Below are 24169 nucleotides of genomic sequence, written 5' to 3'. Positions count from 1 at the left end.
TCACTGGGCGCCTCCCTTCGTGACGGTCACGACGTCACCGGAGACCGCCCCCAGCGAGGCGCGGACGGTGCAGCCGTCGGAGTTCGTCGGGAGCCAGACGACGTGGTCGACCATGCCCTCGGTGACCGCGACGCGGGCGGACACCGCACCGCGGCGGTTGGAGACCGTGACGGTGTCGCCGTCCGCGAGGCCGAAGAGCTCGGCCGTGGCTGTGGACACCCGCGCACGGGCCTTGGCCGCGGTGCCGGCCAGGAACGGCTCGCCGTCCTGCAGCGACCCCCGGTCGAGCAGGTGGTGCCAGGTGGCCAGCACGAGCTGACCCTCACCGGCGCTCGGGACCTCGGCCACCGGGACCGCGGGGGCGCCGGGGCGCTCGCCGGTCCAGGGCCCGAGGGCGGTCATCTCGCGCCGGATCTCGGCCAGCGTGCGGGTGCCGAGGAAGGCGCCCATCTCGTTGGCCAGCATGTCGAGGACGCGGTAGTCGGACAGGGCCGCGGTGTCGAGGGCCGGCTCGAAGGACCGCGGGCGGCCCTCCCAGTCGACGTACGTGCCGCCCTTCTCGGCCTGCGGGGCCACCGGCAGCACGACATCGGCGACCGCGGTCACCGACGAGGGCCGGAAGTCCAGCGACACGACGAAGGTCTTGGCCAGGGCTTCCTCGGCGCGCGGGTCGGCGAGGTCGGCGGCGTCGACGCCACCGACGACCAGGGCGTTGATCGAACCGGTCGTGGCAGCGCGGACGATGCCGGCGCCGTCGCGACCGGGCACGTCGGGCAGACCGACGACGTCCCAGGCCTCGGCGACCTGTTGGCGCGCGGCCGGGTCGGCGACCGGACGGCCGCCGGGCAGCATCGTGGCGAGCGCACCGGCCTCGAGGGCTCCCCGCTCCCCGGCACGACGCGGCACCCAGGCCACGCGGGCCCCGGCGGACGCGGCGAGGGCGGCGGCGGCCGACAGGGCGCCCGGCACGGTGGCCAGCCGCTCGCCGACGAGCACGATCGCACCCGGGGTCTCGAGGGCCTGGGCGGCCTTGGCCGCCGCACCGTCACCGGTCACACCGTCGGCCAGGGCGCGCAGCACCTCGGCCTCGGTACCGGGGGCGGACGGGATGAGGGTGCCGTTCAGCTTGGTGAGGCCGCGCGTCTCGAACGGCGCCACGGCATACACGGCGGTCTTGCCGCGGCGCGCGGACTTGCGCAGCCGCAGGAAGACGATCGGGCTCTCCTCCTCGGGCTCGAAGCCCACGAGGACGACCGTCGCGGCCTGCTCGAGGTCGGCATACGTCACCGCCCCTGCGCCTGCTCCGTCACCCGAAGGTCCGGTCGCCACCACCGAGGCAGCCAGGAAGTCGGCCTCCTCTGCGGAGTGCGGGCGCGCGCGGAAGTCGATGTCGTTGGTCGCGAGGACGGCGCGGGCGAACTTGCCGTAGGCGTAGGCGTCCTCGACGGACACCCGGCCGCCGGTCAGGACGCCGACGCCCTTGGCCGCCGCGAGACCGCGCGCCGCCACCTCGAGGGCCTCGGGCCACGACGCGACCTGGAGCTCGCCGGACTCGTCACGCACCAGCGGGTACTCGAAACGGTCACCGGTCGAGGCGTACTGGAAGGCCCAGCGGCCCTTGTCGCAGTTCCACTCCTCGTTGACCAGCGGGTCGTTGACGGCCATCCGCCGCAGGACGGCGCCGCGACGGTGGTCGGTGCGGATGGAGCAGCCGGAGGCGCAGTGCTCGCACACGCTCTTGGTCGACACGAGGTCGAACGGGCGGCTGCGGAAGCGGTAGGCCGCACCGGTGAGCGCGCCCACCGGGCAGATCTGCACCGTGTTGCCGGAGAAGTAGGACTCGAACGGCTGCTCCTCGTAGATGCCGACCTGCTGGAGGGCGCCACGCTCGACCAGCGCGATGAACGGGTCACCGGCGATCTGGTCGGAGAAGCGGGTGCAGCGGGCGCACAGGACGCAGCGCTCGCGGTCGAGCAGCACCTGCGAGGAGATGTTGATCGGCTTGGGATAGGTGCGCTTGACGTCCTCGAAGCGGGACTTCGCGCGCCCGTTGCTCATCGCCTGGTTCTGGAGGGGGCACTCGCCGCCCTTGTCGCAGACCGGGCAGTCGAGCGGGTGGTTGATGAGCAGGAACTCCATCTGCCCCTGCTGCGCCTTGTCAGCGACCTTGGAGGTCTGCTGTGTCTTGACCTCCATGCCCTCGGTCACCGTGATGGTGCACGAAGCCTGCGGCTTCGGCATCGGCCGCAGCTGTCCGTCGGGGCCGGGGGTGGCGACCTCGACGAGGCACTGGCGGCAGGCGCCGACCGGCTCGAGCAGCGGGTGGTCGCAGAACCGCGGGATCTGCACGCCGACCGCTTCGGCGGCGCGGATCACCAAGGTGTTCTTGGGGACGGCCACCGGCACGCCGTCGATGGTGAGGTTCACCTCGTCGACGGGCGGCGGAGTCGAGGCATCGCCTCCGGAACTGACGGCGTTGCCTCCGGAGGCGGGGCTGGTCGTGACGCTCATGCGGATACCGAATCCTTGGCGAACAGGGTGGAGTCTCGACGGTTGAACGGGCAGCCCCCGCGAGTGAGGTGCTCGAGGTACTCCTCACGGAAGTACTGGATGCTGCTCGTGATCGGGCTGGTGGCACCGTCACCGAGCGCGCAGAACGCCCGGCCGAGGATGTTGTCACAGATGTCGACCAGCTTCTCGAGGTCCTCCTCGGACCCCTGCCCGTGCTCGAGCCGGCCGAGGATCTGCTTGAGCCACCAGGTGCCCTCACGACACGGCGTGCACTTGCCGCAGGACTCGTGCTTGTAGAAGTCGGTCCAGCGGTCGACGGCGCGCACCACGCACGTGGTCTCGTCGAAGATCTGCAGCGCCCGGGTGCCGAGCATCGAGCCGGCCGCGGCCACCGACTCGAAGTCGAGCGGGACGTCGAGGTGCTGGTCGGTGAAGATCGGCGTCGAGGACCCGCCCGGCGTCCAGAACTTGAGCTTCTTGTTGGGGTCGCGCATGCCGCCGGCCATGTCGAGCAGCTCGCGCAGCGTGATGCCGAGCGGTGCTTCGTACTGGCCGGGACGCTTGACGTGTCCCGAGAGGCTGAAGATGCCGAAGCCCTGCGACTTCTCGGTGCCCATGCCGGAGAACCAGTCGGCGCCGTGCAGCAGGATCGGCGGGACCGACGCGATCGACTCGACGTTGTTCACGACGGTCGGGCGGGCGTAGAGCCCGGCCACGGCGGGGAACGGCGGCTTGAGGCGCGGTTGGCCGCGACGGCCCTCGAGGCTGTCGAGCAGCGCGGTCTCCTCGCCACAGATGTAGGCGCCGGCGCCCGCGTGCACGGTGATGTCGAGGTCGAAGCCCGAGCCGTGGATGTTCTTGCCGAGGTGGCCCGCGGCATACGCCTCCTCCACCGCGCGCAGCAGGCGGCGGTAGACGTGCACGACCTCACCACGCAGGTAGATGAAGGCGTGGTTGCAGCCGATCGCGAAGGACGTGATGACACAGCCCTCGATGAGGAACTGCGGCGCCGCCATCATCAGCGGGATGTCCTTGCAGGTGCCCGGCTCGGACTCGTCGGCGTTGACGACGAGGTAGCGGGGGCCGCCGTCCGGCGGGGGCAGGAAGCCCCACTTCATGCCGGTCGGGAAGCCGGCGCCACCACGACCGCGCAGGCCGGAGTCCTTGGTCATCTGCACGAGGTCGGCGGGGTTCATCGCCAGCGCCTTCTTCAGCGCCTGGTAGCCCTCGTTGCGCTCGTACGTCTCGAGCGTCCACGACTGCGGGTCGTCCCAGAACTTCGTGAGGATCGGGGTCAGCGTGGTGCTCATGACTCGTCCTTCCCGGTGGACTTGTCGCCGCCCTTGTCGTTGTTCTCGTCGAAGAGCGTGGCCGGCTTGTCGTCGACCGCCTCACCGGGCGCGTTGGCCGCGCTGTCGGTGGAGGTATGCCGCCCGGGCGCCGTCTCGTCGGACGTCGCCTCGGGCTGCTGGTCGGCGTTGGCCGTCTCGCCGGCCTTGCCGTCCGGGGCGGTCCAGCCGCGCTCGTGGGCGAGCTTCAGACCCTCCAGGCTCGCGTGACCGGCGCCGACACCCTCGTCGGCCAGGCCGTCGTGGAAGCCGGCCAGCACGCGCGAGACCTGCTTGAAGGTGCACACCTTCGAAGGGCCGCGGCTGGGCTTGACGTCCTTGCCCGCGCGCAGGTCGTCGACGAGCTGCTTGGTCGAGTCGGGCGTCTGGTTGTCGAAGAACTCCCAGTTGGCCATCACCACGGGGGCGAAGTCGCACGCGGCGTTGCACTCGACCCGCTCGAGGGTCACCTTGCCGTCGGGGGTGGTCTCGTCGTGGCCGATGCCGAGGTGCTCGGAGACCTCGTCCCAGATCTGGTCGCCACCCATGATCGCGCAGAGGGTGTTGGTGCAGATGCCGACGGTGTACTCGCCGTTGGGGTGGCGCTTGTACTGCGTGTAGAACGTCGCGACGCCCGAGACCTCGGCGGTCGTCAGGTCGAGCACGTCGGCGCAGAAGTCGATGCCCCGGCCGGTGACGTAGCCGTCGACCGACTGCACGAGGTGCAGCAGCGGCAGCAGCGCGGACCGCTTCTGCGGGTACTTCGCGACGACCTGGGCGGCGTCCTCGTGCAGCGCCGCCAGGACGTCCGCGGCATACGGCTCCTTGGACTCGGCAGCCACCGTGAGGTGACCCGCTGCGGTCTGCAATCCGTAGTGCTCCATCAGCGGTCCACGCCTCCCATGACGGGGTCGATCGAGGCGACGGCGACGATGACGTCAGCGATCTGGCCGCCCTCGCACATCGCAGCCGTGGCCTGCAGGTTGTTGAACGACGGGTCACGGAAGTGCGCGCGGTAGGGGCGCGTGCCGCCGTCGGACACCGCGTGGCAGCCGAGCTCGCCCTTGGGGCTCTCCACGGCGACGTAGGCCTGGCCCGGAGGCACCCGGAAGCCCTCGGTGACCAGCTTGAAGTGGTGGATCAGGGACTCCATCGAGGTGCCCATGATCTCGCGGATGTGGTCGAGGCTGTTGCCCATGCCGTCGCCGCCGATCGCCAGCTGCGCCGGCCAGGCGATCTTCTTGTCCTCGACCATGACCGGGCCGGGGTTGGCCTGGAGGCGGTCGATGCACTGCTCGGCGATCTTGAGCGACTCGTACATCTCGTCGATGCGGATCCGCAGCCGGGCGTAGGCGTCGGACTCGGTGCGGGTGATGACGTCGAAGTCGTAGGTCTCGTAGCCGCAGTAGGGGTCGAGCTTGCGCAGGTCGTGGGGCAGGCCGGTCGAGCGCAGCACCGGACCGGTGATGCCCAGCGCCATGCAGCCCGAGAGGTCGAGGTAGCCGACGTCGACGGTGCGTCCCTTGAGGATCGGGTTCTCGTTGAGGAGCAGCTCGAGCTCACCGAGTCCCTTGCGCACCAACGGGATCGTGTCGCGGACCTTGTCGATCGCGCCGGGCGGGAGGTCCTGGGCGACACCACCGGGGCGGATGAACGCGTTGTTCATGCGCAGCCCGGTGACCATCTCGAAGATCGCCAGGATGCGCTCGCGCTCGCGGAAGCCGACCGTCATGACGGTCGTGGCGCCCATCTCCATGCCACCGGTCGCGAGGGCGACGAGGTGGGAGGTGATCCGGTTGAGCTCCATCAGCAGCACGCGGATCGTGCTGGCCCGCTCGGGGATCTGGTCGGTGATGCCGAGCAGCTTCTCGACCGAGAGGCAGAAGACGGCCTCGTTGAAGAACGGCGTGAGGTAGTCCATCCGGGTGCAGAAGGTCACGCCCTGCGTCCAGGTGCGGAACTCCATGTTCTTCTCGATGCCGGTGTGGAGGTAGCCGATGCCCGCACGGGTCTCGGTCACCGTCTCGCCGTCGAGCTCGAGGATGAGGCGGAGCACGCCGTGCGTCGACGGGTGCTGCGGACCCATGTTGACGACGATCCGCTCCTCGTGGAGGGCAGCCGCCTCGTCGACGAGCTGGTCCCAGTCACCGCCGGTGGCGTTGAAGACGTGCGCACCCTGCGCGGCGGCCGTGTCGGCCCCCGAGGTGGCGTAGATGTCGGTGTTGGTCGAGTTGGTCGTCATCAGCTGTAAGACCTCCGCTGGTCCGGCGGCGGGACGGTGGCGCCCTTGTACTCGACGGGGATGCCGCCGAGGGGGTAGTCCTTCCGCTGCGGGTGGCCCGGCCAGTCGTCGGGCATGAGGATGCGGGTGAGCGACGGGTGGCCGTCGAACTCGATGCCGAACATGTCCCACGTCTCGCGCTCGTGCCAGTCGTTCGCCGGGTAGATCTCGACGATCGACGGGATGTGCGGGTCGGAGTCGGGGCAGGTGACCTCGACGCGGACTCGGCGACCGCCGTGGGTGATCGACAGGAAGTGGTAGACGGCGTGCAGCTCGCGGTCCGCCTCGTGGGGGTAGTGGACGCCGGAGACGCCGGTGCACATCTCGAAGCGGAGGGCAGGGTCGTCACGCAGCGCGCGGGCGACGGCCGGCAGGTGCTCGCGCCGCACGAACAACGTCATCTCGCCGCGGTCGACCACGACGCGCTCGACGGCTTCGGCGTAGGAGGCCGAGCCGCCCGCGAGGCCGCGCTCGAGCTGGTCGGCGACCTCGTCGAAGTAGCCGCCGTAGGGGCGGACCGCCGCACCGGGAAACAGGATCGGGCTGACCATGCCGCCGTAGCCGCTGGTGTCACCGGTGTCGGTCACGCCGAACATGCCACGTCGCTCACCCACGACCACGGGGTCGGGTGCGGTGCCGGGGGCGGCCGGGAGGCGCTCGTCGGTGTCGCGGTCGACGACCTCACCCGGCTGGACGCCGATGGTCGACGCAGCGGCGACGGGCGCCGGCTGCTCGGGGCCGTCGCCCTGGTCGACCGCCGCGTCGTCGCTCTTGGTGCCGTCGACGTTGCTGTTGGCCGTGGCCTTCGTGGGGTCCTCGGCGGGGGCGTCCTTGCTCTCGTCGGCTGCGTCGTTGGTCGCTTCGCTCATGCCACACCACCGTGTGCCACATCGGTGCCGTGCAGGTGGCCGTGCGCATGGGTGGTGCTGCTGCCGGCCCCCTGGGCGAGCAGGCCGGTCATCTGGTGGGTGGGGGTGGCGGCCAGGGCGGCGGCCTCCGCGGCCCGCGCGGCGGCGACCCGGTTGACCCCCAGCTTGGAGTTCTGGATCTGCTCGTGCAGCGTGATGATCGCGTTGAGCAGCATCTCGGGGCGGGGCGGACAGCCGGGCAGGTAGACGTCGACCGGGATGATGTGGTCGACGCCCTGGACGATGGCGTAGTTGTTGAACATGCCGCCGGAGCTGGCGCAGACACCCATCGAGATGACCCACTTGGGCTCGGGCATCTGGTCGTAGACCTGGCGGACGACGGGCGCCATCTTCTGGCTGACCCGGCCGGCCACGATCATCAGGTCGGCCTGGCGCGGGGTCGCGGAGAACCGCTCCATCCCGAACCGGGCGATGTCGTAGTCGGGCGTGCCGACGGCCATCATCTCGATGGCGCAGCAGGCGAGGCCGAACGTCGCCGGCCAGACCGAGCTCTTGCGCATGTAGCCGGCGACCTGCTCGACCGTGGTCAGCAGGAAGCCCGCGGGCAGCTTCTCTTCGATTCCCATATTGGTTCCTAGTCCCTCGTCAGTCCCACTCGAGGCCGCCGCGGCGCCACACGTAGGCGTAGGCCACGAACACGGTCAGGATGAACAGCACCATCTCCACCAGCGCGAAGAGGCCGAGCTGGTTGAAGGCCACCGCGAAGGGATAGAGGAACACCGACTCGATGTCGAAGATGATGAAGAGCATGGCGGTCAGGTAGTACTTGATCGGCACGCGGCCACCGCCAGCCGCCTGCGGCGTCGGCTCGATGCCGCACTCATAGGCGTCGAGCTTGGCGCGGTTGTAGCGCTTGGGGCCCGAGACCGCGGCGGCGCCGACCGAGAAGACGGCGAACCCGCCACCGATGGCCAACAGGAAAAGCAACGGGACGTAGGGGTTGCTCATCGCCGTGCCACTCCCTTTCTGTCGTCGCTGCGGTTGTCAGGTGTGTCGCCGGTCACACGCCTGCGGTGCGGCCCAATCCTAGGGGCGCCGCCAGAGAATGCACGCCGGGTCATGCGTCCGGCGCCATCTTCGACAGGGCGGTGATGAGGCGGTCGGACGCGTCGCCTCCGTGGGGCTCGGCGAGGTTGGCCATCACCTTGAGGAGGAACTTCATCAGGGTCGTGCGCGGCAGGCCGTACTTGGTCGCCAACCGCATGACCTCGGGGTTGCCGATCATCTTCGCGAAGTAGCGACCGAGCGTGTAGTAGCCACCGAGCGCGTCGGCCATCACCGTGGGGTAGGACTGCAGGACACGCTCGCGCTGGGCGTCGGTGCCGCGGGCGAACGCCTGGGCGATCACCTCGGCGGCGAGGCGTCCGGACTCCATCGCGTAGGCGATGCCCTCGCCGTTGAACGGGTTGACCATGCCACCCGCGTCGCCGACCAGGAGCAGGCCGTCGGCGTAGTGCGGCTGCCGGTTGAAGCCCATCGGCAGCGCCGCGCCCCGGATCGGGCCGACCATGGTCTCCTCGTTGTACGTCCACTCCTCGGGCATGGTCGCGACCCAGCGACGCATGACGTCCTTGTAGTCGGTCTTGCCGAAGGCGCTGGAGGTGTTGAGGATGCCCAGGCCGACGTTGGAGGTGCCGTCGCCGACACCGAAGATCCAGCCGTAGCCGGGCAGGAGGACCTTCTTGCCGTGGTCGTCGGTGGACCACAGCTCGAGCCAGGACTCGAGGTAGTCGTCGTCGTGGCGGGGGCTCGTGTAGTAGGTGCGCACGGCCACCCCCATGGGGCGGTCCTCACGCTTCTCCCGGCCCATCGAGAGGGACAGCCTCGAGGAGTTGCCGTCCGCGGCGACGACCAGCGGCGCGGCATACCGCAGCTCGGGGCCGGTCGAGCGGCCCTTCTCGTCCACCGCCTTGGCGGTGACGCCGACGATGGAGCCCTTGGCGTCGAGGATGGGGCCGGTCACGTTGGTGGACTCGCGCAGGCGCGCGCCGTGCTTGACCGCGTGCTTGGCCAGGATGTCGTCGAAGTCCTGGCGGGTGCGGACCAGGCCGTAGGGCGGGAAGCTCGCGAGGTCGGGCCACGGGAGGGACAGCCGCATTCCGCCGCCGATGATCCGCAGGCCGTGGTTCTTGATCCAGCCGTCGTCCTCGGGCGTGGGGATGCCCAGGGTGATGAGCTCCTTCACGGCGCGCGGGGTCAACCCGTCGCCGCAGACCTTCTCGCGCGGGAAGGCGGTCTTCTCCAGCACCAGGACGTCCAGCCCCGCCATGGCGAGGTACGCCGCGGTGGCCGTCCCCGCGGGGCCGGCACCGACGACGATCACGTCGGCGGTCTCGGTGGGTGCGCCGGCTGCGGGAGTGCCTCCCGTGGCCTCGCTGATGGTGTCTGTCACGCCTGCCTCACACGCTTGTGAACGTCTTCACGAACTACCGAGTGGGGAGTCTATTCCCGACCCGGCTCCAGGTCACCAGTGAGGGGTGCCTTACCCGGCCTCAGGCGAGCGGTCCGGTCGCCCGGTGCAGGGCCACGATGCCCCCGGTCAGGTTGCGCCAGCCCACCTCGCCCCAGCCGGCAGCGGCGATCCGCTCCCCCAGCTCGCGCTGCGCCGGCCAGGCCTGGATCGACTCGGCCAGGTAGACGTAGGACTCGGGGTTGCTGCTGACCTTGCGGGCGATCGGGGGCAGCGAGCGCATGAGGTACTCGGTGTAGACCTTGCGGAACGCCCCGTTGACCGGCTGGCTGAACTCGCAGACCACGAGCCGCCCACCCGGCCTGGTCACGCGCAGGAACTCGCCGAGCGCCTGCTCGACACTCGCGACGTTGCGCAGCCCGAACGACATCGTCACCGCGTCGAAGCTGTCGTCCGCGAACGGCAGCCGCATCGCGTCGGCGGCGGTGAACCCGAGGTCGGGGCGGCGGCGGTTGCCCACGCGGAGCATCCCGAGCGAGAAGTCGGCCGGCACCACGTTGACTCCCCGGTCGGCGAACGGCTCACTGCTCGTGCCGGTGCCAGCGGCGATGTCGAGCACCGTCTCGCCCGGCTGGGCGTCGACCGCCTTGAGGACCGCCCGGCGCCACAACCGGTCCTGCCCCAGGGACAGGACGTCGTTGGTCAGGTCGTACTTGCCGGCCACGTCGTCGAACATCGCGGCGACGTCACGGGGGTCCTTGTCGAGGCTGGCGCGGGTCATGGCGTCATCCTCCCATCCGCCCGGTCGGCCACCTCTCGCGGCCGCCCGCAGCTCGCGCCGTAGGCTTTCCCCGACATGACCAGCCTTCCCACGCCCCAGCAGGCGGGCCGACCCGCGGGTTCGCCCGTCGTCGCCCGCACCGTGGCCCTGCACGACCCCGGCACCCTCTTGGGCCTGCTCCCTGACCGGGCCGATCCCACCGAGCTGGTCAGCTGGGTGCGGCGCGGCGAGGGCCTGGTCGGCTGGGGACGCGCGCTGGAGTTCACCGCCCACGGACCCGACCGGTTCGAGCAGGCCGAGGCGTGGTGGCGTGACGTGGTCGACGGCGCCGTCGTGCGCAACGACGTTGCCCTCCCCGGCACCGGTCCCGTCGCCTTCGGCTCGATCTCGTATGCCGCGGACTCACCCGCGGGGGCGACCCTCGTCGTCCCCGAGGTCGTGGTGGGCGCCCGCGACGGCCAGTGGTGGGTGACCACCATCGGCACGGGCGCGGAGTTGCCGACCCCGGTGGTGCCGCAGCAGTCGGAGCCGCGCGAGCCGTCCGGTGTGCGCTTCGCCGACGGGGCGCTCCCACCGGCCGCGTGGGCCGGCGCGGTCGGCCGTGCGGTGGACCGGATCACCGCTGGCGGCCTCGACAAGGTGGTGCTCGCGCGTGACCTGCGGGTGAGTGCGGACTCGCCCATCGATGCCCGCTGGCTCCTGGCCCGGCTCGCCGAGCGCTACGACACCACCTGGGTCTTCGCCGTGGACGGCCTCGTGGGGGCCACCCCCGAGATGCTGGTGCGGCTCGAGAAGGGGCTGGTCACCTCACGGGTGCTCGCCGGCACCATCCGCCGGACCGGCGACGACGAGCACGACCTGGCGCTGGCCGCCTCGCTGGCCCGGTCGAGCAAGGACCTCGAGGAGCACGAGTACGCCGTGCGCTCCGTGGCCGACGCACTGCGCCCGCACTGCTCGTCGACCAACGTCCCCGAGGCGCCGTTCGTCCTGCACCTGTCCAACGTCATGCACCTGGCGACCGACGTCGCCGGGGTGCTGGCCGACCGCACCACGTCGCTGACCCTCGCCGCCTCCCTCCACCCGAGCGCAGCCGTCTGTGGCACACCGTCGTCCGTCGCCGACGAGGTGATCAGCGAGCTCGAGGGCATGGACCGCGGACGCTACGCCGGACCGGTGGGCTGGATGGACGCCAGTGGTGACGGCGAGTGGGGGATCGCGTTGCGGTGCGGGGCCTTCGAGCCCACGGACCCGTCGGCCATGCGGCTCTTCGCCGGCTGCGGGATCGTTGCCGGGTCGGACCCCGAGTCCGAGGTCGCCGAGTCCGACGCGAAGCTCGTGCCGATGCGTGACGCCCTGACGGTGCGCTGACCATGACGGACGGCCTCGGTCCCCGGCCCGCCGACGCCGTCGTCTTCGACCTCGGCAACGTCCTGATCACCTGGGACCCGGCGGCGGCCGTCGCGGTCGCAGTCGGCCCCGAGCGGGCCCGGGCCTTCGTGACCGACCCCGACTTCGACTTCGCCGCCTGGAACCGCGCCAACGACGCGGGGCGCGGGCTCGACGAGGCCGAGCGGGTCGCGCTCGCCTCGCACCCGCACTACGCGCAGGAGATCGTCGCCTACCGCGAGCACTTCGGCGCCTCGCTGGTCGGCGAGGTGGAGGGGAGCGTCGAGATCCTGCGCGAGCTGCACGCCGCCGACGTGCCGCTCTTCGCGCTGACGAACTGGTCGGCCGACCTCTTCCCGGTGGCGCTCGACCGGTTCGACTTCCTCGACCTGTTCGAGGACATCATCGTCTCGGGCGAGGAGGGCGTGGCCAAGCCCGACCCCGAGATCTTCGAGGTGCTCGAGGAGCGCGTCAGCCATCGGGCCGGTCTCGACGACTGCATCTTCATTGACGACAGCCCGGCCAACGTCTCCGCCGCCGCCGAGACGGGGTTGGACGCGGTCCACTTCACCGGTCCCGAGCACCTGCGCGAGGACCTCATCGCCCGCGGTATGCCGCTGCGTCGCCACCCCTGAGGGGCCGGCGCCACCTTCGAGGAAGCGGCGGGCCGAGGTAGCGGTCAGGGCCGAAGGGCCGCTGCCGCGCGTTCGCGCAGTCGGGCGTGCTGGTCGCGGTGAGCGGCGCGGTCGACCGGCACCTCGAGGACGGTCAGGCCGGACGGCGCTTTCGCGAGCCCTGCGAGGAGCTCGGCCCGGGTCGCGATGGTGTGGTGCGTGACGTGGTGGGCCGCGCACAGGGCGGCCAGGTCGGCGCCGGTCGGGGTGCCGAACAGCCGCTCGAACTCGGCGGACCGGTCGGGCTCCCCCGGCTCGAGGAGGGTGAAGATCCCCCCGCCGTCGTCGTTGGTGACGACCACGGTGAGGTCGGGGCGGCGCTCCAGCGGACCGACCAGGAGCCCGTTGGAGTCGTGCAGGAAGGTGAGGTCGCCCATCAAGGCGTAGGTCGGGGACGCCCCGGCCAGCGCCAGCCCGACGGCGGTCGACACGCAGCCGTCGATGCCCGCGAGGCCGCGGCTCGCGACCACCCGCAGCGCCTCCCGTCGGGGTGCCGCGAGGTCGACGTCGCGGACCGAGCTCGACGAGCCGAGGAAGAGGGTGGCGCCTTCCGGCAGGCCCGTCAGCACCGCGTCGGCCACGGCCGCCCCACTGGGCCACAGCGGCGCCGGCTCCCGCAGCGCGTCGGCCACCCGGTCGCCGGCCGCCGCCCAGGCCTCTGCCCAGCCGTCCTCGCCGGACACCGCGTCGCCGTCCAGACCCTCGCCGTCGACGGGCAGGTCGAGCACCGAGGTCGGGTGGACGGCCTGGACCTCGGGGCGCGACACGATCCACGCGTGGGTCCCCACCGCCTCGACCCGCACGCCGGGTCGGCGCAGGAGGGCCGCGACCGGACGCGACAGGGTCAGCCGACCGACCGCGATCACGCGGTCAGGGGCGTGCTCGTCCAGCCATGACGGGTCGGACAGGACCAGTGGCCCGTGCGCCACGACCGCACCTCGCGGATGGGTGCCGCAGGGCTCGGCGAGCACCGGCCACCCCCTGGCGGTGGCCCACCGGACGGCCCGGTCGAACTGGTCGGGCTCGGGCAGGTCGCCCACCACCACGAGCGTCCGGGCCGGCTCCCGCGACACGTCGCGGACCGCGGGCGCCCCCGCCGCGACTGCGGGTGCGGGTGCAGGTGCGGCTTCGGTCGCACCCTCGGTCGGGCCCCCGGGACCACCCACGTCCAGGGGCTCGAGCCAGGGCGCGTCGTCGGTCGGGACGAGCGGCTCGCGCAGCTGGACGTTGACGTGGACCGGTCCCGGCTCCCCGGGGCCGGCCCCACCCGTGGCGTGCCGGACGGCGTCCGCGCCGATCGCACGCCAGCGGGCGACCTCGCCCGCGACCGGCTGCGGAGCAGCGACGTCGACCGACCAGCGCACGGCGTCGGCGAAGAGGCCGGGCTGGACCGTGGTCTGGTTGGCGCCCGTCCCCCGCAGCTCGACCGGACGGTCGGCCGAGAGCACCAGCAGCGGCACCACCCCGTGGTGCGCCTCGAGCACTGCCGGGTGGAGGTTCGCGACGGCCGTCCCCGACGTCGTCACCACCACGGCCGGCACCCGGGTGAGCTTGGCCAGGCCCAGCGCGAGGAACCCGGCCGACCGCTCGTCGACGCGCACGTGCAGCTCGATCCGGCCGGCCCGCTCCGCCTCGCGCAGGGCATAGGCCAAGGGAGCCGAACGCGAGCCCGGGCAGAGCACCGCGTGGCGCACCCCTCGGCGGACCAGCTCGTCCACCAGGACCGTCGCGAGCGCGGTGGACGGGTTCACGGGTCGGATTGTGCCACCACCGTCGCGACGACCGGCTCACGGCCGGACCCGCCTGACGAGGTAGTCGCGGATCACCGGCTCGCCGTGGGTCGCCCCGTCGAAGAACGGCGCAGTGGTCGCCCGCCAGCTCTCCACCGAGGGATCGGTGGAGTCGTCGACCAGGCCGGCGGTCTCGACGTAGGCGTCCAGGTCGTGGGCCCGGCTCGCTCGCGCGGCCGCCTCGGCGCCTTCGGCACCGTGGTCGTGGACGTCGCGGGTCACGGTCACCCACGTCGCCCGGTCGGGGTTGCGCTCACCGTCGAGCCGGGGAACGGGGTCACGGGTGTGCTCCAGGGAGAGGACCTGGGTGGAGGTCGGCACCGGCATCCGCGCCACCGGAGCACCCAGCGTCACGACGTGCGTGACCCGGTGCTCCGCCGCGAACCTCGGGGACGCGGCCAGTCCGGCAGCGGCGATCCCGCCGAGGCTGTGCCCGACCAGCATCACCGCGTCACCGCGCGCCGCGGAGCTGCTCGGGGAAGGCCCCGCGGAGTCGGCCTGGGCGCGGGCGAGGGCCTGCTGGACGCCGTCGGCGAGGACGGTGGACGCCTGGGCCATCGAGCGCACGTCGGTGGTGAGGTCGAACGGGGAGCCGCCGGCCCGCAGGCCCCAGTCCTGGGTGCCGCTGACCTCCACCACCCACACCGACCCGCCGGGCTGAGGGACCTCGATGACGCGCACGTGGCCCGGGTAGCCCTCGCCGTCGCCGACGTTGCCCTGGTCGGCGGCGAGGTCGCGCAGGTCTCGCGGCGCGCGGCCGCCGGCTCGCGGCACCGGCTCGACCGTGACCTGCGCCCGGCCGCGGTCGTCGAGCAGCCCCCACAGCGCAGCCGAGTCGGCGAGGGTCTGCACCGCACGCTCGTAGTCGCGGTCCGCCCCGCCGGCACCCAGCGGCGGGGCCGGGCCGACCGAGCCGACCGAGCCGACCGAGCCGACCGAGCTGACCGGACCCGCCGAGCCGACCGGGCCACCGACCGCCGGTGCTCCACGGACCGGCACCAGGGGTGCGGTGAGGGGGTTCGACCGCAGGCCCAGCACCAGTCCTTCCGCCCCACCGGCGAGGTCCGCGACCAGCGGGTGGTCGAAGGCGGTCCGGTCGAGGAGACCCGGCACATCCACCCCCAGGGCGTCGAGCGCCAGGACCCCGACGAGCAGGTCAGGAGCCATCCGGCCGGCGGCGAACAACACGGCGTCCTGGGCGCGCTCGACCGTGGCGAGAGCCGCCGCCTCGGCGCCGCGGTAGGCGGCGACTGCGGCTCGCACCGTGGCGGCCAGCGCCAGCACGGCAGCCAGCTCGCCTCCGAGCCCGAGCGGGCCGACCACCTCGGCCAGGGCCGCCTCGGCCACCGCCGCGGTCGCCGGGCTGAGCAGGGCACCAGCCACCACGTCGGGATCGGCTGCGGCCCGGGCCACCAGGCCGACCACCACGGCGGCCTCCTCGGCGACGTCGGCCAGAGCCCGGGCCGCCTGGTCGAGTGCGTCGAGCCCCACGGCCACCCCGCCGCTGCCACCTCGCACGTGGAGCCCAGCGACGCGACTGCTCACCCCCGCCCTGCCGCTCGCGCACCCGGCCCCGCGCCGAGCCCGGCACCCAGCCCCGCACCCAGCCCAGTGCGGAGCCCCGCGCCCCGTGCGACGACCCGGGCGAGCTCCGACCGCGCCACCGACACGGCGTGGGCGTGGACCTCGACCAGCCGGGCCGCCGTCTCGAGGTCGACCGCGCACCGCCGCAGCCCGTGGGCTCGTTCGGCCACCCGTGAGTGGAACAGGCTCGCCGTGGGCGAGCGCCAGGCGACGTCGCCTGCCCCGACGACCCGCCGCGCAAGCCACCGCACCCGCTCGGCCTCGTCTCCCAGCCGGGTGGCCACCAGCCAGATCTGTTCCGGGTCCCCCACCATGCCGCAAGGCTGTCGCGCTCCGCGGCCGCCACCCAGTCCCCGACAGCGCGGCTGTGGAGCACGGATCCGGCTCCGGCAGGGTGTGGACGAGCTACCGCGTCACGCCTCCGCGCGGGGGTCGCGCCCTGTACAGCAGTACTCCCGGCCGGCCGGGTCGCGCAGCACGACCCAGCCGTCACCCGGCCCGACCTCGGTGGCCCCCAAGCCGACGTGCCGCGCCACCTCGGCGTCCTGATCGGCACAGGCCAGGTCGACGTGACCCCGCACCGGACCCGACTCCTCGTCGAGTCGCTGCAGCAGGAAGCGCACCGGGAGCCCGCGCTGCCACTCCAGCCGTTCGAACTCCGGCGAGTCGACCTCCTGCACCCGCCACCCGGTGAGGGCGGACCAGAACCCCGCCTCGTCGGCATACCGGTCGCGTGGGATGTCGAGGCAGACCTGGTCGAGGAGGCTCGGCGGCCCCTCCCGCACCTGCCGCCCGGCCCGGGCGGACGGCGACCAGCGGGTCAGGCAGAACACGAACCCACCGGGCGAACGGCAGACGACCACCTCGAGGGCACCGGTGTCGTCGAGCACCTCCGCGAGGACGTCCGCGCCCAGCGACAGCGCCCGATCGCGGGCCTCGTCGAGCGGCACGTCGACGTCTAGGTCGACGTGCAGACCGCCCGGCCCGCCGACCCGCTGCACCTTCACCCACGGGTCGCCCTGCGCAGGCAGCAGGGTCGCGAACTGCTGCCGGTCTCCGCGCCACGGGGACACGGTCGTCCTCGTGACCGCCTTCCAGAACTCCACGAGCTCGTCGCACCCGTCCTCGGGCAGGTCGAGGAAGGCCCACACCCAGCGGACCTTCACAGGCTCGCTCCGGGCACCTCGGGCGTCTCGGTCTCCTCGGGCGTCTCTGTCGCCTCGACGACCCGGTCCTCCAGCAGGCCACCGAGGTCGGCGAGGAAGAGCGCCTGGGTGAGCGCCGTCCTGCGCAGCTCCTCGGGGTCGACGCTCTCGCCCGGCGCGTGGATGCGCGACGCCGGCTCCTCGACACCCAGCAGCATGATCTCCGCGGACGGCACCAGCTCGGCGAGGGCCGTGGCCAGCGGGATCGAGCCACCCTGGCCGGTCGCCACCGCGTCGCGACCGAAGGCGGTGCGCATCGCCCGGCGCATCGCCGCGTAGGCAGGGCCGTCGGTGCGCGCGCGGAAGCCGTGGCCCAGGGACACGGGCCTGATCTCGACCTGCGCGCCGTAGGGCGTGTGGGCCCGCAGGTGCGCGATGAGGAGCTGCTGGGCAGCAGCCGCGTCGGTGTCCGCAGGCACCCGGAGGTTGACCACGGCGCGCGCCTCCCCCTGCACCGCCGCCGTCACCTGTGAGACGGGTGGGCAGTCGATGGCCAGCACGGTGGCAGCGGGACGAGCCCAGAGCAGGTCGGCGACGGCGCCCGTGCCGGTCAGCGGCTCGACGCCTGCCAGCAGGCCCGCGTCGTCGCGAAACCGGTTGGTGTCGAAAGGCGCTCCGTCCCACACCCCGTCGTGGGACAGACCGTCGATGGTGGTCTCGCCGTGGGCGTCGCGCAGGCTGGCGAGAGCGGTGAGCAGTGCCTGGAGGGCGTCCGGAGCCGGGCCGCCGTACATCCCGGAGTGGGCCGGATGGGTCATCGTGCGCACCGTCATCAGCACGCTGCCGGTGCCACGCAACGAGGTGGTCAGGGTCGGCAGGCCGACCTCGACGTTGCCGGTGTCGGCGAGGAGCAGCGCGTCGCACGCGACGAGCTCCGGACGCGAGCGGGCCAGTGCCTCCATCCCGCCGCTGGACTGCTCCTCGGAGCCCTCGCAGACCACCGCGACCTCCACCGGCCAGCCGCCCAGCACCTCCCGGAGCGCCCGGAGGGCAAGCAGGCTGGCGACGAGGTTGCCCTTGCAGTCGGCGGATCCTCTTCCGTACCAACGGCCGTCGAGCTCGGTCAGCTCCCAGGGCGGCGTCCGCCACCCATCCGGGTCACCGACCGGCACGACGTCGTAGTGCGAGTAGAGCAGCACCGTCGGCGCCCCAGCTGGGCCGGCGGTGCGGCCGACCACCGCGAGCGACCCGTCGGGTGTGGGGTGCGCCTGTATGCCGTCCACGCCGGCCTGCGCGTACAGCTCACCGACCAGCTCCGCCGCTGCCACGCACTCGCTCCGCGGCTCGATCGCCGGGTTGGCGACCGAGCGCAGCGCGACGAGGCGCGCGAGGTCGTCGCGAGCGGCCGGCATACCGGCCTCGACGGCGGCCGCGAGGCGCTCGCGGAGAGAACCCTCCGTCACGGCACCAGGTCGTCGAGGTAGAGGGGCAGCATCTCCCACCACGTCGGCCAGTCGTGGTCGTAACGATCACCCCAGTCGTCGACGCGGTTGGGAATCCCCTTGCGCCCCAGGGCATCCGCAACAGCCCACGACTCGCCCACGTCCTCCCATCGACCACTGCCGGAGGCCAGCACGACGTAGCGGTGGCGCAGCATCTCCAGTGCCGGCCCCTCGAGCCCGGGCAGGAACTGCAGGGGCGAGGAGAAGTACCAGTCCTCGCTGGTGTCACCGCCGATGAACTGCTCGACGTGGTAGGTGCCGCTCATGCAGATCGCCGCACTGAACAGGTGCGGGTAGCGGCAGATCATGGCCAGGGAGTTGAAGGCGCCGATCGAGGCACCGGCCAGCACCACCGCCTGCGGCGAGCTGTCGGCGTGGATCGCCGGCACGACCTCGTGGGCCACGGCCTGGTGGTACTGGTTGAACAGCCACATCCGGTGCTCCGGTGAGCCCTCGTTGCGCTGCAGCGCCTGCCCGGCGGCGCTGTCGCACGAGTAGACCTTGATCCGGCCGGCTTCGATCATCGGCGCGAGGGTGCCGACCAGTCGGTGGCGCTCGACCTCCTCGGCGTCACCGCCCGCGGTCGGGAAGAGCAGCACCGGCACCCCGTAGTGGCCCCAGCGGACCAGCGAGATGTCCCGCCCCATCCGCTCCGAGTGCCAGCGTTCGGTGACCTTCATGCCGTCCTCCATCTGGTCGGGTGCATCTACTCGTACACGAACTTCTGGGGTCCGGGGAACAGCCATGACAACCCGTCGCGCTGGCGGTCGCGCCAGTCCTCCCAGTTGTGGCCGTCGCGGGCCTCGACGTACTTCACCGTCATGCCTGCGGCACGGAAGACCGGCACCATCGACCGGTTGGGGGTGATCAGCGGCTCGTAGGTGCCACAGCTCATGAAGAGCCGCTCGACCGGCGCCGTCGGCTTCGCGCGGTAGCGGTTGACGAACTTCACCACCGGGTCGAACGCCGGTCCGCCGCCGTGGTCGGTGCCGATGTCGGTGAAGACCAGCGACGCCGACTGCAGGAACAGCGACCCGAAGACCCCGGGGTAGCGCACCGCCGTGGAGAGCGAGGCGACCCCGCCGAAGCTCGACCCCATCAGGCAGCGCGCCTCGGGGGCGTCGACCAGGGGCAGGCGCTCGGCCAGCGTCGGCAGCAGCTCGCGCGCGATGAACCGGGCGTGCGGCGCGTGGTTCGGGTACTCCCGCAGCCGGTCGCGAGGGGGGACGAACGCCGCGATGAGCGGGGCCACGTCGAGGCGGTGGATGAGGTTGTCCAGCACCGTCTTCATCGCCGCGTAGTTGAGGTAGTCGTCGCCGTCGTGGACGACCAGCAGCGGGTAGCGCAGAGCGGGGTTGTACCGCGCGGGCAGGTAGAGCTTGACCGGCTGCTCGCGGCGTAGCGCCTTCGACCGCAGGGTGTCCTCGACGATCTCGCCCGGCCGGGCCTCCGGGTCGTGGTGCACCCAGTCGGGCACTTCGTAGCCCGTGGCGGCGCACACCGAGCTCGACCCCATCGGCGAGTGCGCCACCCGGGGGTTCAGGGGGTCGTTGAAGGTGTCGTAGCGGTCGCCGTTGCGGGTCTCGAGCTGGTACTCGACCCGCGACCCGCTGGGCAGCACCGTCGTCGCCGCCCACAGGTCGGTGTCGGGGAGCCGTCTCATGGGGAGGGGGTCGGGGAGGCCCACGACGCGGTGCCGCACGCGCACCTCGTCGGCCTCCCCGCGGAACAGGAAGGTGGCCCGCTCCCCCTCGACGATGGGTGCCCCGTGCCGCGCGACGAAGCGGTCGATCACGGCACCGTCGGCGGGCAGGCGCTCGCGGAGCCGGTTGATCACCAGGCGTGACTCGCTCACGACCCGGCCCCCCGGCTGTCCATGACCTGGTGCGCGCCGGCCGCCGGGTCCACGGCCTTCGACCCGTTCGCCGCACCGAGCTCGTGGACCGCGCCGTCGAGACCGAGGATGCGCGCGCCCCGGGGCAGACCGCCATCCTTGGTGAGCTCGAGCGCCGTGCCGTCGTCGAGCAGGACGCAGTGCTGGTCGGTGAACCGCCGGGCCATGACGGCACAGCGGTCACGGTCGTCGAGCCGCAGCCGGCGCCGGGCGTGCGGCAGGGCCACGATCCCCTTCACCCGCCCCAGGCCGCGGTCGAAGACCTCGGCCTCGGTGTTCCCCTCCGGTCCGTGGTCGTGGAACAGCACGACCCGCTCGGTCAGCGCCATCGCCCCGGCCGACCAGGCGATCACCGGCACGTCGTCGGGGATCGTGATCGCGAACAGCCGCAACGCCCGCAACAGGGTGCCGACGTGGCCACCGGTGAGCACGACGGCCGCCGACTGACCCAACAGGTCGGCCAGCTCACCGCGGTGCCAGCCGATCACCCCGCTGGAGTCGATCGGCGACGCCGCGTCGAGCTCGGCGTAGAGCCCCTTGAGCTGGGTGGCGTACCACCGGTCGACGTGCCGGACGACCTCGATCGAGTCGTCGAGGGCCGCGTATGCCGTGGCCTCGCCCCGGGCGCGCCCCTCCCCCTCGCGGGTGCGCCGCTGCACGGCATACACCCCGTCCATGGCGTTCTGGAGGCGCAGCCGGTAGAGGGACAGGAGCGCGTCGTGGCGGTCGCGGAAGGCCAGCGCCGCCGTGCCGAACACCTCGTCCTTGGTGATCACGTCGAGGCTGCGGTGGTAGAGGCGCAGGTGCCGGGTGTCGCCGCCGAGGACGGTGTCGAGCTCGTCGACGACGTCCTCGCGCTCTTCCCAGCCGGCGTTGATCGTCGCGACGGGTCCGTCGACACCGAGCGAACGCAGGGCGGTGCCGGCCGTGGTCATGAACCGTTGCGGCCCGAGGAGGACGGTGCGCATCAGGGCTCGGGACTAGCCCGCGTGGACGTGGATGGTGCGGCCCACGTCGTCGAGCATCCCGCGCAGGGTGTCGTAGTCGGGGTGCCGCATCCGCACGTACGCGTTGGCCATGTAGCCCGCCTCGACGGGCTGGGTGTGGTGGCCCACCGGCGGGAAGTGGCCGTCGATGATCCACTCGCCGTGCCGGCCCTGGATCTCGTCGATGCCGCTGTAGCCGGTGATGTGGCCGTCGGCATCAGGGCGCAGGGCGACGATGCCGGCGGCGTAGGGGCGGCGCATCGGCGACTCGGGGACGCCGTGCGTGATGATGTGCGCCCACTCGCGGTAGACGTCGACGTCGTTGCTCGCGGAGTAGAGGTCCCAGCAGCCGACCCCTGGAGGACGGCAGCCGATCTCGGAGAACTTCAGGCCCTTGGGCCCGTGGAACCACTCCATGTGGGTCGCGCTGGTCCCGATGCCCAGGGCCTCGATGACCTTGGCGCCCATCGCGGCCACCTCGGCGTAGAACGGGGAGTCGGCGATCCGGTTGGTGGTGGCGAACTGGGGGGAGATCCAGCGGCTGCGCATCGCCTCGAGGACGTTGGGGTAGTAGTGCGTGGTCCAGTCGTGGACGACGCGCCCGTCCTTGGCGATGGTGTCGTAGAAGCCTTCATGGCCCTCGACGAACTCCTCGATGGCGATCGAGGTGGCGCCGTGCGAGCCGAACTCGGTGAGCGCGTGGGCCAGCTCGGTGTCGTTGTCGACGCGCATGGTGTCCTTGGCGCCGGCGCCGTCCCGTGGCTTGAGGATGAGCGGGTAGCCGATCGCCTCGGCGAAGGCCCAGGCCTCGTGGGCGTGGTCGATGGCGGCGGAGGCAGCCGTGGGGACGCCCACCTCGCGCAGCGCCTGCTTCATCGACGGCTTGTCGCGGCAGAGCCAGGTGGTGCGCACCGACGTGCCCGGGATGCCGGTCGCCTCCCGCACCTGCGCCGCCACCATGGTGTGCGCCTCGACGGTGGCCTCGAGCGCGTCGACCCAGACCTTCGACTGGATGAACTGGACCGCCTCGGTCATCGCCCGCAGGTCGGTCACCGACCCGACCTTGTAGTAGCCGGTCATCGCGCCGCGGAGCTCGTCGTCGAGGGCGTACTCGTCGGACTCCCCGATGCCGATGACGTTGGCCCCGACCGACGCGAGCGCGAGGGCGAACCGGCGCTGGTTGGCAGGGAACCCCGGCTCCACGAAGACGATGTTCACGGGCCCGACTCTAGCCACGCACGGCGAGCCGTGCGCGGGCCCGGTGCCGCAGCAGGCGCTGCGACCACGGCGCAGAGCTGCCCCCGCTCCTCAGGCCAGGACGGCCCAGGAGTCGCGCACCCGCTGGGTCCACCACGCGACCCGGTCCGCAGGGGCCGCCCAGCGCGCGAGCAGTGCCTCGTCCGGGGCCACCCGGCCGACGGGGAGCACGCCCGCCCGGGGCAGCAGCGGCACCCGCGCCACGTCCCCCTCGAGCAGGGCGACCGTGCCCAGCCCGCAGGCGAACGGCAGCTCGGGCAAGGCCGCAGCCAGCGCGACCCCTGCGGCCATGCCGACCGACGTGTCGAGGGCGGAGGAGACCACGGCGGGCAGCCCGCACTCGGCCACCACGTCCAGCGCTCGGGACACCCCACCCAGCGGCGCCACCTTGACGACGACCAGGTCGGCAGCCTCCTCGCGCGCCACCCGCACCGGGTCCTCGGCCTTGCGGATCGACTCGTCGGCGGCCACCAGCACCTCGGTGCCCCGGCGGGCGAGGGCGAGGCGCAGCTCGCGCAGCTCGCTCACCTGCGCGCACGGCTGCTCCGCATACTCCAGCCGGTAGGCCGCGAGCCGGCCCAGCGCGTCGGTCGCCTCGGCCACCGACCACCCGCCGTTGGCGTCCAACCGGATCCGGCCCCCGGGCCCCATCACGTCGCGCACGGCGGCCACCCGGTCCAGGTCGTCCTCGAGCCGTTGGCCCCGCTCGGCGACCTTGACCTTGGCCGTCGTCGCGCCGTCGAACCGGGCCAGCACACCCGGCACGTCTGCCGCGGCCACGGCCGGGACGGTCGCGTTGACCGCGACGACGCCGCGCCGCGGCTCCGGCCACCGCCCCCACCCAGCCTCCACCGCGGCAGCCAGCCAGCGCGCGGACTCGGCCGGCCCGTACTCGAGGAAGGGGGCGAACTCCGCCCAGCCCGAAGGGCCGCGCAGCAGCGCCGCCTCGCGCACCGTGACGCCGCGGAAGCGGACCCGCATCGGGATCGCAACGACCCGCAGGCCCGCCAGCAGGTCCGCGAGCGCAGGCAGCTCCGGTGGGGTCGGCGACGTCATGCGCCCATTGCAGCAGACGCGCCCGGACCGGTGGCTGCGGCCCGGGCGCGACCCTGCGGTCAGTGGTCCTCGTGGGCGCTCAGCTGGTTGCGGATCTCACCCGCCGGGTAGAGCGTGCTGTGGACGTTGGCGTAGGTGGAGTCGGCCCGGATCGCGGCGAGCAGCTCGGAGAACTGGCCTGCCGTGATGCCCTGGGCGGCGGGACCGATGACGTCCGAGGAGTCGAGCACGCCGCTCACCTCACCCGGGTTGGTGGTCGGGCAGGCTGGGGTGCCGGCCGGCCCGTTGCTGAGGTTGCTGCACAGGAACACGCTGACCCCACCCGTCTGCGACGGTGACCCGAAGTGGATGTGGGACTGGGTGACCGCGCCCTCGAGGTTGGCGTACCGGACCGTGTAGGCGATCGTGCCGGCCTGCGGGTCGATGCGCAGCCGGATGGAGCCCTGCCCACTCGTGGACAGGGCCAGCGGGGTCTCGTGGAAACCGCTGAGTCGCTCGGTGATGGTGAAGGGCTTCGAGCCGCCCCCACCGCCGTCGGCCGAGGCCGCGACCGCGAACGCCGCGACGCCCACCGCGCCGAGGCTGGCGGCGGTGGCGAGCACGCCCCACTGCTTGAGTCTGTTCATGCAGTCCTCCTGACAGTTTGCGGGGGCAC

General features: G+C 72.5%; 22 protein-coding genes. 2 read left to right on the top strand and 20 right to left on the bottom strand.

Features of this window, described 5'->3' with window-relative positions; translation table 11 throughout:
• The 9 genes from ABD262_RS00595 to ABD262_RS00555 form a co-directional block, all read right to left on the bottom strand.
• Complete coding sequence (locus ABD262_RS00595; RefSeq protein ID WP_344129602.1) at window positions 1–2511, bottom strand: NADH-quinone oxidoreductase subunit G; 2511 nt, start codon at window positions 2509–2511, stop codon at window positions 1–3.
• Window positions 2508–3821: an NADH-quinone oxidoreductase subunit NuoF gene (gene nuoF, locus ABD262_RS00590; protein ID WP_344129599.1), complete on the bottom strand. Its 1314-nt coding sequence runs from the start codon at window positions 3819–3821 to the stop codon at window positions 2508–2510. The genes ABD262_RS00595 and nuoF overlap by 4 nt, the downstream gene beginning before the upstream one ends.
• Window positions 3818–4723, bottom strand: coding sequence for an NADH-quinone oxidoreductase subunit NuoE (gene nuoE / locus ABD262_RS00585; RefSeq protein ID WP_344129597.1), 906 nt, complete (start codon window positions 4721–4723; stop codon window positions 3818–3820). The genes nuoF and nuoE overlap by 4 nt, the downstream gene beginning before the upstream one ends.
• A complete protein-coding gene (locus ABD262_RS00580; protein WP_344129594.1) occupies window positions 4723–6081 on the bottom strand; it encodes an NADH-quinone oxidoreductase subunit D in 1359 nt (452 codons plus the stop codon). The genes nuoE and ABD262_RS00580 overlap by 1 nt, the downstream gene beginning before the upstream one ends.
• The gene (locus ABD262_RS00575) at window positions 6081–6989 is read right to left on the bottom strand and encodes an NADH-quinone oxidoreductase subunit C (RefSeq protein ID WP_344129591.1); all 909 of its coding nucleotides are present in this window, start codon (window positions 6987–6989) and stop codon (window positions 6081–6083) included. The genes ABD262_RS00580 and ABD262_RS00575 overlap by 1 nt, the downstream gene beginning before the upstream one ends.
• Window positions 6986–7615 (bottom strand): NuoB/complex I 20 kDa subunit family protein, encoded by a 630-nt coding sequence (locus ABD262_RS00570; protein ID WP_344129589.1) that lies wholly within the window; start codon window positions 7613–7615, stop codon window positions 6986–6988. Before ABD262_RS00570 ends, ABD262_RS00575 begins: the two co-directional genes overlap by 4 nt.
• Before the next feature lie 19 nt (window positions 7616–7634).
• Window positions 7635–7997: an NADH-quinone oxidoreductase subunit A gene (locus ABD262_RS00565; RefSeq protein WP_056924312.1), complete on the bottom strand. Its 363-nt coding sequence runs from the start codon at window positions 7995–7997 to the stop codon at window positions 7635–7637.
• 109 nt (window positions 7998–8106) lie between these two features.
• Complete coding sequence (locus ABD262_RS00560) at window positions 8107–9441, bottom strand: geranylgeranyl reductase family protein (RefSeq protein WP_344129584.1); 1335 nt, start codon at window positions 9439–9441, stop codon at window positions 8107–8109.
• A gap of 100 nt (window positions 9442–9541) precedes the next feature.
• Entirely contained in the window at window positions 9542–10240 is a 699-nt protein-coding gene (locus ABD262_RS00555; RefSeq protein ID WP_344129581.1) for a demethylmenaquinone methyltransferase, read from the bottom strand.
• A 75-nt stretch (window positions 10241–10315) separates the two neighbouring features.
• Here ABD262_RS00555 and ABD262_RS00550 point away from each other — a divergent pair, with 75 nt between their 5' ends.
• Together ABD262_RS00550 and ABD262_RS00545 are read left to right on the top strand one after the other, a co-directional pair.
• Entirely contained in the window at window positions 10316–11608 is a 1293-nt protein-coding gene (locus tag ABD262_RS00550) for an isochorismate synthase (RefSeq protein WP_344129578.1), read from the top strand.
• Between the two features lie 2 nt (window positions 11609–11610).
• Window positions 11611–12261 (top strand): HAD family hydrolase, encoded by a 651-nt coding sequence (locus ABD262_RS00545; RefSeq protein WP_344129575.1) that lies wholly within the window; start codon window positions 11611–11613, stop codon window positions 12259–12261.
• Window positions 12262–12305: 44 nt separating this feature from the next.
• On the opposite strand, the gene menD is transcribed toward ABD262_RS00545, so the two are convergent.
• The 11 genes from menD to ABD262_RS00490 all read right to left on the bottom strand — a co-directional run bounded on the left by menD (window position 12306) and on the right by ABD262_RS00490 (window position 24140).
• Window positions 12306–14051, bottom strand: a complete 1746-nt coding sequence (menD, locus tag ABD262_RS00540) for a 2-succinyl-5-enolpyruvyl-6-hydroxy-3-cyclohexene-1-carboxylic-acid synthase (protein ID WP_344129572.1) — start codon at window positions 14049–14051, stop codon at window positions 12306–12308.
• Between the two features lie 36 nt (window positions 14052–14087).
• Entirely contained in the window at window positions 14088–15635 is a 1548-nt protein-coding gene (locus tag ABD262_RS00535) for a PGAP1-like alpha/beta domain-containing protein (RefSeq protein ID WP_344129569.1), read from the bottom strand.
• Window positions 15632–15988, bottom strand: a complete 357-nt coding sequence (locus ABD262_RS00530; protein WP_344129566.1) for a hypothetical protein — start codon at window positions 15986–15988, stop codon at window positions 15632–15634. The genes ABD262_RS00535 and ABD262_RS00530 overlap by 4 nt, the downstream gene beginning before the upstream one ends.
• A gap of 99 nt (window positions 15989–16087) precedes the next feature.
• On the bottom strand, window positions 16088–16840 hold the full coding sequence (locus ABD262_RS00525) for a VOC family protein (protein ID WP_344129563.1): 753 nt from the start codon (window positions 16838–16840) through the stop codon (window positions 16088–16090).
• On the bottom strand, window positions 16837–18282 hold the full coding sequence (locus ABD262_RS00520) for a M20/M25/M40 family metallo-hydrolase (RefSeq protein WP_344129560.1): 1446 nt from the start codon (window positions 18280–18282) through the stop codon (window positions 16837–16839). The genes ABD262_RS00525 and ABD262_RS00520 overlap by 4 nt, the downstream gene beginning before the upstream one ends.
• Window positions 18279–19001 (bottom strand): esterase family protein, encoded by a 723-nt coding sequence (locus ABD262_RS00515; RefSeq protein ID WP_344129557.1) that lies wholly within the window; start codon window positions 18999–19001, stop codon window positions 18279–18281. The genes ABD262_RS00520 and ABD262_RS00515 overlap by 4 nt, the downstream gene beginning before the upstream one ends.
• Window positions 19002–19027: 26 nt before the next feature.
• Window positions 19028–20176 (bottom strand): alpha/beta hydrolase, encoded by a 1149-nt coding sequence (locus tag ABD262_RS00510; protein WP_344129554.1) that lies wholly within the window; start codon window positions 20174–20176, stop codon window positions 19028–19030.
• A complete protein-coding gene (locus ABD262_RS00505) occupies window positions 20173–21183 on the bottom strand; it encodes a type 1 glutamine amidotransferase family protein (RefSeq protein ID WP_344129551.1) in 1011 nt (336 codons plus the stop codon). The genes ABD262_RS00510 and ABD262_RS00505 overlap by 4 nt, the downstream gene beginning before the upstream one ends.
• A gap of 12 nt (window positions 21184–21195) precedes the next feature.
• Window positions 21196–22419, bottom strand: a complete 1224-nt coding sequence (locus tag ABD262_RS00500) for an ATP-grasp domain-containing protein (RefSeq protein WP_344129548.1) — start codon at window positions 22417–22419, stop codon at window positions 21196–21198.
• Window positions 22420–22509: 90 nt separating this feature from the next.
• Complete coding sequence (locus tag ABD262_RS00495; protein ID WP_344129545.1) at window positions 22510–23514, bottom strand: o-succinylbenzoate synthase; 1005 nt, start codon at window positions 23512–23514, stop codon at window positions 22510–22512.
• A gap of 59 nt (window positions 23515–23573) precedes the next feature.
• Window positions 23574–24140, bottom strand: coding sequence for a CHRD domain-containing protein (locus ABD262_RS00490; protein ID WP_344129542.1), 567 nt, complete (start codon window positions 24138–24140; stop codon window positions 23574–23576).
• Window positions 24141–24169: the final 29 nt, after the last annotated feature.

It is taken from the genome of Pedococcus bigeumensis (assembly GCF_039531795.1).
Taxonomy (GTDB): domain Bacteria; phylum Actinomycetota; class Actinomycetes; order Actinomycetales; family Dermatophilaceae; genus Pedococcus; species Pedococcus bigeumensis.
The sequence above is the reverse complement of the archived record's forward strand: the minus strand, read 5'-3'. Positions and strand labels throughout refer to the sequence as shown.

Bases quoted from the DNA above. Each gene is read 5' to 3' on its own strand.
- ABD262_RS00490 (WP_344129542.1), bottom strand. From the start codon at position 24,140: ATGAACAGACTCAAGCAGTGGGGCGTGCTCGCCACCGCCGCCAGCCTC.
- ABD262_RS00575 (WP_344129591.1), bottom strand. From the start codon at position 6,989: ATGAGCGAAGCGACCAACGACGCAGCCGACGAGAGCAAGGACGCCCCC.
- ABD262_RS00580 (WP_344129594.1), bottom strand. From the start codon at position 6,081: ATGACGACCAACTCGACCAACACCGACATCTACGCCACCTCGGGGGCC.
- ABD262_RS00495 (WP_344129545.1), bottom strand. From the start codon at position 23,514: ATGACGTCGCCGACCCCACCGGAGCTGCCTGCGCTCGCGGACCTGCTG.
- nuoE (WP_344129597.1), bottom strand. From the start codon at position 4,723: ATGGAGCACTACGGATTGCAGACCGCAGCGGGTCACCTCACGGTGGCT.
- ABD262_RS00595 (WP_344129602.1), bottom strand. From the start codon at position 2,511: ATGAGCGTCACGACCAGCCCCGCCTCCGGAGGCAACGCCGTCAGTTCC.
- ABD262_RS00570 (WP_344129589.1), bottom strand. From the start codon at position 7,615: ATGGGAATCGAAGAGAAGCTGCCCGCGGGCTTCCTGCTGACCACGGTC.
- ABD262_RS00555 (WP_344129581.1), bottom strand. From the start codon at position 10,240: ATGACCCGCGCCAGCCTCGACAAGGACCCCCGTGACGTCGCCGCGATG.
- nuoF (WP_344129599.1), bottom strand. From the start codon at position 3,821: ATGAGCACCACGCTGACCCCGATCCTCACGAAGTTCTGGGACGACCCG.
- ABD262_RS00515 (WP_344129557.1), bottom strand. From the start codon at position 19,001: ATGAAGGTCACCGAACGCTGGCACTCGGAGCGGATGGGGCGGGACATC.
- ABD262_RS00505 (WP_344129551.1), bottom strand. From the start codon at position 21,183: ATGCGCACCGTCCTCCTCGGGCCGCAACGGTTCATGACCACGGCCGGC.
- ABD262_RS00545 (WP_344129575.1), top strand. From the start codon at position 11,611: ATGACGGACGGCCTCGGTCCCCGGCCCGCCGACGCCGTCGTCTTCGAC.
- ABD262_RS00565 (WP_056924312.1), bottom strand. From the start codon at position 7,997: ATGAGCAACCCCTACGTCCCGTTGCTTTTCCTGTTGGCCATCGGTGGC.
- ABD262_RS00530 (WP_344129566.1), bottom strand. From the start codon at position 15,988: ATGGTGGGGGACCCGGAACAGATCTGGCTGGTGGCCACCCGGCTGGGA.
- ABD262_RS00550 (WP_344129578.1), top strand. From the start codon at position 10,316: ATGACCAGCCTTCCCACGCCCCAGCAGGCGGGCCGACCCGCGGGTTCG.